An 8,202-nucleotide genomic window follows, 5' to 3' on the forward strand; every position below is an offset into this window, starting at 1 on the left:
ACCTCTCTTAACTCTAGGGAGGTTTTTTTATTAACCATTAATTCTGTTTGTTTTGTATATTAGTTTGTCGGACAGTTCAAATTCCGGTATGATGGAAATAACTGTAGAGTCATCCAGCAAATCATCAAGGGGGAAATGGGATGTCACATAAAGAGAACATCGATGCTATATTGAATAGCGTTGAGCGAACAATTGTGGGGAAACGTGAAATTAGTGAACTCAGTCTTACAGCATTAATAGCGGGAGGACATGTCCTTCTCGAAGATGTACCGGGTGTAGGAAAAACGGTGATGGTAAAATCTTTGGCTGCATCTATCGGCGCTGAGTTCAAGAGGATCCAGTTTACGCCAGACTTATTGCCTTCAGATGTACTTGGGGTGTCAATTTACAATCCACAGCAGATGGAGTTTGAATTCAGACCAGGTCCGATAGTTGGCAACATCATATTGGCGGATGAAATTAACCGGACTTCTCCTAAAACCCAAGCAGCATTATTAGAAGGGATGGAGGAATCGTCCATCACAATTGATGGGAAGACATTGCAACTGCCACGACCGTTCTTTGTGATGGCGACACAAAACCCGATTGAATATGAGGGGACCTACCCACTTCCGGAAGCTCAAATGGACCGGTTCTTATTTAAATTGAAAATGGGTTACCCAACAAGAGATGAAGAAATTGAAGTGCTTTCTCGTTCAGAATCTCAAATTCCACCTGAACTCACAGCTCCTGCCATTACGCTGGATGACTTACTCGAACTTCAAGTTGCTGCGACAGATGTCGTTGTGGATGCAACGGTTAAATCTTATATCGTCGACTGTGCGACTGCTACACGTCTCCATGCATCCGTTTACCTTGGAGTCAGTCCACGGGGATCGCTTGGCCTCATGAAAGCATGCCAAGCATTTGCACTCATCAAAGGACGGAATTATGTTACGCCAGACGACGTACAGTATTTACTTCCATATGCATTTAGTCATCGAATCATCTTGCATCCAGACGCGGAGTATAGCGGCCACTCCATAGAAACTGTTCTGATCGATGTCTTAGCGAAAGTCCGTGTTCCAGTCATAAGGACGAACTCTGTATGACACGAAAGCGTGCAACACTCATCATTCAAACGTTATTTGTTCTGCTCATTATAGGGGGGGCATACTCGTTTGCAATGTTTCAAGGCGGTATGGGGAGTTGGACAATTTTTTACTTCATCGTGCCGTTTACTTTGTATGCGTTAACCATTGTATTATATCCGTTGAAATCGATCACGGTATCACGCGTTATTCAACATCCCTTACTTGGGATTGGTGAAGCGACGACAGTGACGATTCGTGTGAAACGTAGGAATCGATTCCCGTTGTTGTATCTTTCCGTTCAAGAACTAGAATGTGATGGGTTTGCCACGATCACGCAAGGAGGAACTTCAAAGTTGTTTGTCATGGGATTTCGAAAAGAGGTACTCTTTCAGTACGAATTACAAGGCAAACAAAGAGGGGAGCATCATTTTTCCCCTGTGCAAATAGAAATAGCGGACTTTTTAGGATGGGTAAAAAAACGCGAAACGATTGTCACAGAAGGAGAGTCATCACTCATAATCTTCCCTGAGACAAAGTCCGTACAATACGTGCCAATCGGTTCGTATCATGATAAAGGGACAACGAGATCACCATTTTCTTTAATCAAAGAAACAACGGTAGCGACGAGCGTCAGAGACTATCAACCAGGAGATCGGATGTCATGGATCCATTGGAAGTCATTTGCCCGGACGCAAAATTTAATGACGAAAGAATTCGAGAACAAACGAGGTGAGCATGTCACCTTATTGCTGGATGCTAGATCCTCAGAAACGATTGAAGAACAAATTCGTTTCGCCGCTTCCATTTTAAAAGAAGCTGCTGCACGCAAGGCGGATTTGACATTTTTAACGACGGATGTTGGTAACGCTGCGATTGGGACAATCTCAGGAGAGGGTCAGCTTCGAAAAGCTCTCACACAACTAGCTCGTCTCCAACCCATAGATGCGACAGAGGCAAAACCACCCAACTATGCGGTTGCACTACAAGGTGCTGGGGCAATCGTGATCATTTCGGGAAATCCAGATGCTATTTTGTTACGCGCTGTACTGAGTGCTTCACGCGCGCAACCGGTATTTTGTTTTGTTGTAAGAAAAGGAGCGGAACCACTCTCTAACCTTGTTGAGCAGAATGTAAGAGCGGCAAAAGCGCTAGGTGTGACCGTTCAATTGCTGACAGATAAACAGTTTGAACGCTCGTTTCAGGAGGTGGCTAAAGGGTGAAAGATGTCCGGATCGATAAGTGGCTGGTGATACTGTTGTATATACTTGCTTACTTCATGACAATCGAGTGGCTTAAGCCAGTTGCAGAACTGACAGACACGGGGCACATTAGCCACTTTTATGGATTTATAGGAATGTCCTTGTTATTTGGTTTGCTACGCATTCCAGGGTGGATTGTCGTTCCGATTAAGGTGATTTACATAACTCTTTCGCTTCAGTTTGTGTTTCGTGGAAATGAATGGCTAACTAGTGAAGCGTTGAAAATGACTGTATCCGATATAGCACAAAGTTTAACATTCATTTGGTCCGGTCAATGGATGGAGATTTCCTATTTGTTTCGTACAGGACTATTCTTCATTTTACTCTGGATGCTTGCTTACTTAATCCGTTTTTGGATTGAATACCGCAAGTCAATCATGCTGTTTTTCGGAATGACAGTGGTTTTCCTCTCAGTGGTGGATACATTTACAACGTTTGACGCCTCTTTTGCAATCTTGAGAGTCATGGTGATTGGCCTGCTATTGCTGGGACTATTGTTTCCGCTTCGCTTATCTGCAAAAACGAAAACAAAGTTGCCGATTAGAAGTTATTTTAATGTAATCGCTCCTTTAGGGGGGCTGTTACTATTCGTTGCAATTGTCGCGGTTCTTGTTCCTGTTAAAGAACCTGCGTGGCCAGATCCTGTTCCGTTTATTCGCTCTGCTGCAGGTTTAGGAGACAGTGGAAACGGACAAGGGATTTCAAAAGTAGGATACGATCCCGATGATACGCAATTAGGTGGACCCTTTCAACCAGATGACTCAATTGTATTTGAAGCGTATGTAGATTCTCGCCAATATTGGAGAATGGAGACGAAAAATACGTACACCTCGAAAGGATGGATTCAGTTTTCATCCGAGGAATATCCTGAGTCTCAAGGGAGTTTTTCAGGAGTGATTGGTGGGCAGGTACTAATTCCACCTAGACAACGTGCGGAAGTGGAAATGTATGAACCTCTCCCAATCTTGCCGTATCCATATGGTTTACAAGACTTGCAGACTATTGAAGGACTTCTATATAAGCAAGAAATCGATTCAGGAAAGCTGACACTGAATTCTGATGAGCCTATAGACATGACATACCAAACAGAATTCGTTCCTCCGGAATACAGCTTGAAGGAACTCCGTGAAACGGACATGGCATCGCTCGATTCTTTAAGATTCGAAATGGATGAGTTTTTGGACTTGCCAGATGAACTCCCGGCACGGGTGAACGACTTAGCCCAAGAAGTGACCAAGAGCTCACCGAGTGTTTATCAGAAAGCGCAAGCCATTGAAAGGTATTTCGGAAGAAGTGGATTTGTATACTCTCGAGACGAGGTTGCTGTCCCTAAAGAAAATGAAGATTATGTCGACCAATTTTTATTTGAAACGAAACGAGGCTATTGCGACAACTTTAGTTCGTCCATGGTCGTCATGCTTCGATCTGTCGGCATTCCCGCCAGATGGGTGAAGGGGTTTGCCCCGGGTCAGTTAAATCGTGATGATAATCGGGATAAGTATTACACAGTGACTAACAACCAAGCGCATTCTTGGGTAGAAGCATATATGCCTGGCATTGGTTGGATGCCATTTGAACCGACCATTGGATTTAATGGAATATCGAATGTGAATTTCGATATTGAAGTAGCGAAAGATGACGAGCAAGAACAAGATCCAATCAAGCGCCCGGAAAAGAAGAAAAAAGAGCAAGACCAGCAAGCTGCTAAACGAAAAAATAACCAGGAATCTTGGTTGCTTCAAATTATTCCGGAATGGTTACGTTCTTGGGTGACAGTTAGTATCATTGCTGGAGGTGCTGTTGTTGTACTGGCAGTTGGATTATATACTACTCGGAAAAAATGGCTGCCTCGGGTTGCTGTCCGTCAGAGTCGAAGTAAGTCAGAAGGATGGGAAACATTTGCGATTCAATATGAACAGTTATTGAAACAGTTGAACCGGATTGGTATTAGGAAGCCCGCGGGCATGACATTATCAAACTACGCAAAAGAAGTGGATCGAATGCGTGGCGATGACATAATGAGTACGTTAACCGTTGCGTATGAGAAAGGCTTATACGGACAAAGGGAAACTCAACAAGACTGGACTGAATTACGTAAAATATGGGAAGATTTAATCATCGAGACAACTGGTTGATTTTTTTACTGAATGCAAGTAGAATGATGCCAGGAATAAAATACTTGAATGCTCTCATATAGGTCCGATAATATGGTTCGGATGTTTCTACCTGGTCACCACAAATGACCTGTCTATGTTAGCGAATGCAGCTACGGGAAATCCGTGGTCTGTTTTCGTTATTTCATAGATATAGATAGAAACAGAAGACGCGGAGAAAGAGTTCACTTTCTAACGCGTCTTTCTCTATTTTAAGGGTATACTTGAAATAAAAATAAGAAGAGGTGGATTTCATGTCAGCAGCTCCATTATTGTCAGAACAAGAGAAAATCGTAGTTTTGGATTTAGGCAGCACGTACAACCAACTTATTACACGAGTTATCCGCGATTTAGGCGTTTACAGCGAGCTTTATCCGCACACAGTAACAGCGGAAGAGATTCGTAATATGCACGCAGCTGGCATTGTCTTATCTGGTGGAGATACGAAAATGGACGCAGACATTGATCCTGAAATCTTTACATTAGGACTCCCTGTTCTTGGACTTGGCTCAAGCTTAGAAGTCATTACACAGCAATTTGGCGGTAAGACAGCATCTATGGAAGCACATGGTGCAGCGTCTACACTAACTGCTGAAGGTACTTCTAAATTATTTGCAGAAATCAGCGGATCTTTTGCAGCACACATTGGCGGTACTGAAAAAATTACAGAACTTCCTGAAGGCTTTACTGCAACAGCAAAAGACGAGCATGGACATATCGCAGCAATCGAGAATGCTGATAAGGGACTATACGGCGTCCAGTTCCATCCAGAAGTCGACAGCACAGAAAATGGAGAAACGATTCTTCGTACGTTCCTTCGTTCAATCTGTAATCCGACAGGCGAATGGTCAATGGAACGCTTCATTGAAGAGGAAGTGCAAAAGATCCGTGAGCAAGTCGGCGATCGCAATGTCTTATGTGCACTTAGTGGCGGTGTCGATTCTTCAGTAGTCGCAACATTGATTCACCGTGCAATCGGGGATCAGTTGACATGTATCTTTGTCGATCACGGTTTGTTACGTAAAGGTGAAGTGGAAAGTGTTGTAGATACTTTCAGCACGAAGTTCAACATGAATTTCATCAAAGTAGATGCAGCGAAGCGTTTCTTGGACAAGCTTGCGGGTGTTACAAACCCAGAAGAAAAACGTAAAATCATTGGTAACGAATTCATTCGCGTATTCGATGAAGAAGCAGCAAAGCTGAAAGGCATCGATTTCCTTGCACAAGGTACAATTTATGCGGATATCATCGAAAGCGGTACAGCAACTGCTGAAGTCATCAAATCTCACCATAACGTTGGCGGGTTACCTGAAGATATGGACTTTGAATTGATCGAGCCATTGAAAGCATTGTTCAAAGACGAAGTACGTAATGTCGGTAAAGAGCTTGGATTGCCTGAAGACATCTACAATCGTCAGCCATTCCCTGGACCAGGTCTAGGTGTTCGTGTACTTGGTGAAGTAACTGAAGATAAGTTGAACATTGTCCGCGATGCAGATTACATTCTTCGCGAAGAAATTGCATTAGCTGGTCTCGACCGTTCAATCTGGCAATACTTCGCAATTCTTCCTGGCATCAAAAGTGTCGGTGTGAGAGACGGTAAGCGTTCATATGACCATGCAATCGGTCTTCGTGCAGTTCATTCTTCAGATGGTATGAGTGCTGACTGGGCACGTATCCCTTGGGATGTTTTGGAGAAAATCAGCTCACGGATTACTGCAGAAGTCGATCACGTCAACCGCGTTGTTTATGATATTACTGCAAAACCACCAGGTACTATCGAGTGGGAATAAAACTAAATAGCTGATTGTCGTATATCCTTGGGAATAAGGCCCGAAAGTCTCTACCAGAGCACCGTAAATGCTTTGACTACGATGAATGGAACGCTTCTTGCTAGAGTACTTACTAAGAAGGGTCCCCATTTTGAAGAGTTTAAAGGAGCATGCGACGGTAGATGTCGCATGCTTTTTTTAAATCCAAAACAGATGAGGACGGTTGATGATGAAGAAGTATTTTGAGTTTGACAAGTTAGGAACGAATTATAGAAGAGAAATCATCGGGGGATTAACGACATTCCTTGCGATGGCGTACATATTGGCCGTGAATCCACTTGTATTATCTCTTGACGGTGTCCCAGATATTTCGGACGCAATGCGGATGAACAAAGGCGCAGTATTCGTTGCAACTGCATTGGCAGCAGCAGTCGGATCATTATTTATGGGACTCATAGCGAGATATCCTATAGGATTAGCACCAGGCATGGGATTGAATGCATTCTTTGCATATTCTGTCGTCCTTGGGTACGGAATCCCTTGGCAAACGGCGTTAACAGGTGTGCTATTTTCAGGACTTATTTTTATTGTTCTTTCATTAACTGGACTTCGTGAACAGATCATTAACGCAATCCCGGCGCAATTGAAATATGCGGTTGGTGCGGGAATTGGTTTGTTCATCACATTCTTAGGGTTTCAAAATTCAAATATTATTGTGGGCGACCCCAATACACTCGTTACATTAGGTGATTTAACACAAGGTCCCGTATTGCTTGCGATCTTCGGATTGGTCATTACAGTGATCATGATGGTTAGAGGAATTAAAGGAGCAATTTTCTACGGAATGATTATAACTACCGTGGCAGGGATGTTGACCCATCTTATTGACGTACCGGATAAAGTTGTTTCCAGTGTACCGAGTGTCGCTCCGACTTTTGGTGCAGCATTTGAAACCATTTTTAATAACCCGAGCGAATTGTTTACAACGCAGTTTCTTGTCATCATCATTACATTCTTGTTTGTAGATTTCTTTGATACTGCTGGAACACTTGTTGCAGTCGCAACTCAAGCTGGGTTGATGAAGGAAGGAAAACTGCCACGTGCCGGAAAAGCATTGTTGGCGGATTCCATGGCAACCGTTACAGGTGCAATTTTCGGAACATCTACAACAACTTCTTACGTGGAATCCACAGCAGGCGTTGCAGCTGGTGCGAAAACAGGATTTGCTTCTGTTGTAACAGGGCTCCTGTTCTTGCTCGCTTTATTCTTCTCGCCTCTGTTGTTTGTCATTACACCTGAAGTAACAGCTCCTGCTTTAATCATTGTCGGAGTATTGATGGTTTCTAATTTGGGGAATATCGAGTGGACACGTTTTGAAATGGCTGTCCCGGCATTCTTCACCGTCATTGCGATGCCATTGACATATAGTATCGCAACAGGAATAGCGATTGGATTTATCTTCTATCCAATTACGATGCTACTAAGCGGTCGCAAGAAGGAAATACATCCTATTATGTATATATTGATGGTTCTCTTCATTTTGTATTTCATTTTCGTTAAATAATGAAGCTTCTACAGCTGCTGACTTTCCGTTATAGGAAGTTAGCGGCTTTTTTTGTTGAGAAGCTGAATAAGTACTCCATAATCATTTAAATACTAAGTAAGATAAACAGTTTAGAAATGATATTTAGAGCCATGTTTTTCGGTTAAATTAATGATTAGTAATTTAATTGACGAAAAGTGTTGACTTATGTTGACGCGCTTGGTATAGTAATAAAGCAGTCGGGAGCGAGACTTACTAGAAGCGCTTCAGACAACATGAACCTTGAAAACTGAACAGCAAAATGTCAACGAAATATCGTTTGGGAAACCGGTTCTGCCGGTGGAACAAACACAAACAGATCTTAATTGATCTGATAGACATCTTAAATGATGCCAGTACGAA

The 8,202-nt window shown here is 42.9% G+C and carries 5 protein-coding genes and 2 riboswitches; all 5 genes read left to right on the forward strand.

The features are described 5' to 3' along the window. Positions 1-140 precede the first annotated feature (140 nt). The 5 genes from DVB69_RS15360 to DVB69_RS15380 all read left to right on the forward strand — a co-directional run bounded on the left by DVB69_RS15360 (position 141) and on the right by DVB69_RS15380 (position 7,821). Positions 141-1,091, forward strand: a complete 951-nt coding sequence (locus tag DVB69_RS15360; RefSeq protein WP_116019990.1) for an AAA family ATPase — start codon at positions 141-143, stop codon at positions 1,089-1,091. After that, positions 1,088-2,293: a DUF58 domain-containing protein gene (locus DVB69_RS15365; protein WP_116019991.1), complete on the forward strand. Its 1,206-nt coding sequence runs from the start codon at positions 1,088-1,090 to the stop codon at positions 2,291-2,293. The genes DVB69_RS15360 and DVB69_RS15365 overlap by 4 nt, the downstream gene beginning before the upstream one ends. After that, on the forward strand, positions 2,290-4,467 hold the full coding sequence (locus tag DVB69_RS15370) for a transglutaminase TgpA family protein (RefSeq protein ID WP_116019992.1): 2,178 nt from the start codon (positions 2,290-2,292) through the stop codon (positions 4,465-4,467). Before DVB69_RS15365 ends, DVB69_RS15370 begins: the two co-directional genes overlap by 4 nt. A 34-nt stretch (positions 4,468-4,501) precedes the next feature. After that, a riboswitch (purine riboswitch) is annotated at positions 4,502-4,603 on the forward strand. 136 nt (positions 4,604-4,739) lie between these two features. Next, positions 4,740-6,278: a glutamine-hydrolyzing GMP synthase gene (gene guaA, locus DVB69_RS15375; protein WP_116019993.1), complete on the forward strand. Its 1,539-nt coding sequence runs from the start codon at positions 4,740-4,742 to the stop codon at positions 6,276-6,278. Beyond that, positions 6,276-6,377, forward strand: a riboswitch (purine riboswitch). It overlaps the preceding gene by 3 nt. A 109-nt stretch (positions 6,378-6,486) precedes the next feature. Beyond that, positions 6,487-7,821, forward strand: coding sequence for an NCS2 family permease (locus DVB69_RS15380; protein ID WP_116020009.1), 1,335 nt, complete (start codon positions 6,487-6,489; stop codon positions 7,819-7,821). Positions 7,822-8,202: the final 381 nt, after the last annotated feature.

This window comes from Sporosarcina sp. BI001-red (assembly GCF_003384035.1).
Taxonomy (GTDB): Bacteria; Bacillota; Bacilli; order Bacillales_A; family Planococcaceae; genus Sporosarcina.

What these genes read in the sequence shown, in the direction of transcription:
- DVB69_RS15360 (WP_116019990.1), top strand. Translation starts at nt 141, where the DNA reads ATGTCACATAAAGAGAACATCGATGCTATATTGAATAGCGTTGAGCGA.
- DVB69_RS15365 (WP_116019991.1), top strand. Translation starts at nt 1,088, where the DNA reads ATGACACGAAAGCGTGCAACACTCATCATTCAAACGTTATTTGTTCTG.
- guaA (WP_116019993.1), top strand. Translation starts at nt 4,740, where the DNA reads ATGTCAGCAGCTCCATTATTGTCAGAACAAGAGAAAATCGTAGTTTTG.
- DVB69_RS15380 (WP_116020009.1), top strand. Translation starts at nt 6,487, where the DNA reads ATGAAGAAGTATTTTGAGTTTGACAAGTTAGGAACGAATTATAGAAGA.